Genomic DNA, 1,418 nt, shown 5'->3' with positions numbered 1-1,418 from the left:
CGTCCGCACCACCTGCGCCTCGAACAACCCCGGCAGCGTCACCCCCTCAACCACCGCACCCGTGTCATTCCACTCCACCAACAACCGACGACGCTGCGCGTCGTCCAGCGCATCGATCGCGTTCAGCGGCAGGCCGGGGTCGTCGTTCTCCAGTGCGGTCTCCAGCGCGGAGACGAGATGTTCGACCGTGGTACGCAGGAGAGCGCACACCGTCTGCGGATCGATCGGCGCCACGACGTCCACGGACAGCGCGATCCCGGCTCCGGCTCCGGCCCCGTCGTCGTCGACGGAGACGGTCACGGGGTAGTTCGTGCGCTCTCGTACCGCCAGCGCCCTGACCCCTTCGAGGACTTCGGCACGGCTTTCGCCCTCGCCGCCGTCATGGTCGTCGTTCCCGGTGTTGTGCCGGTAGTTGAACAGCGACGTGAACAGCGGAGCATCCGCCGGCACACCGCTGGCCTGCTGTGCCACCGCCAGGGGGGCGTGTTCGTGCTCGAGGAGGGCCGCGAGCTGCGACCGCATGCCGGCGACGGCAGTGAGCACACCGGTCCCGTCGACGTGTGTCCGTACCGGCAGCGTGTTCATCAGCGGTCCGGGGACGCGGTCGGCGCCCGTACCGGCGTTCATCCGGCCGAACAGCACCGTGCCGAACACCACGTCGTCACGGCCGCTGACCACCGCCAGAGTCCGGGCCCACGCCACGTGCAGCACCGTCGCGGGACTGGTCGCGAGCCGCCGCGACACCTCACGTATGCGTGCGACGAGTTCCGGTGCAAAGGCGGCTTCGGCCCGGACGACCCCGGCGCCGTCGCCGCGCGCGTCCAGGACGCCGAACGGCGCGGTCGGCTCGTCCACGTCGCCGAGCAGCTCGGTGAAGAACCGCTCGTAGGCCGACCGCTCCACGCCACCGCGGGCCTGCGCGACGAAGTTCCGGAACGGCAGCGGCTCGGGCAGCTCGCCGCCCCGGCCCTCGGCGAACGCCCGGACTTCCTCCAGGAGCACGGCCAGCGCCGTGTGATCGCGCACCAGGTGGTGCATGCGCACCATCGCCAGGCAGCGGTCCGTTTCCGTGTCCGCGGCGGCGATGTGTACGTCGATCAGCGGTGCCCGGCCCACGTCCATCGACAGGCCGACGGCCGTGAGCAGCTGGTCCACCGGATCGTCGCCCCGCGGATCGAGCGCCACGTCCGTGACGGGGAGCGCGGCGTGACGCCACACCACCTGCACCGGCTCGCGCAGGCCCTCCCACACCACACCCGTGCGATAGATGTCATGCCGGTCGATCACCTGACGCAAGGCGTCCAGGAACACGTCCAGCCGCTGCCGCGTGTCGAATTCGAGGGCGGTCGGTGTCACATACGCGTCCTCGCCGCCGTCGGCGAGCAGATGATGGAAGAGCAGACCCTCCTGCAACGGAG

At 70.7% G+C, this 1,418-nt stretch carries 1 protein-coding gene; it reads right to left on the bottom strand.

Annotated elements, in window-relative coordinates; translation table 11 throughout:
* On the bottom strand, positions 1 to 1,418 hold a 1,418-nt coding region (locus tag ACIBB8_RS37885; RefSeq protein ID WP_398959960.1), incomplete at both ends, for a condensation domain-containing protein.

Origin of the sequence: Streptomyces sp. NPDC051286 (assembly GCF_044455345.1) — a bacterium.
GTDB lineage: Bacteria > Actinomycetota > Actinomycetes > Streptomycetales > Streptomycetaceae > Streptomyces.
The sequence above is the reverse complement of the archived record's forward strand: the minus strand, read 5'-3'. Positions and strand labels throughout refer to the sequence as shown.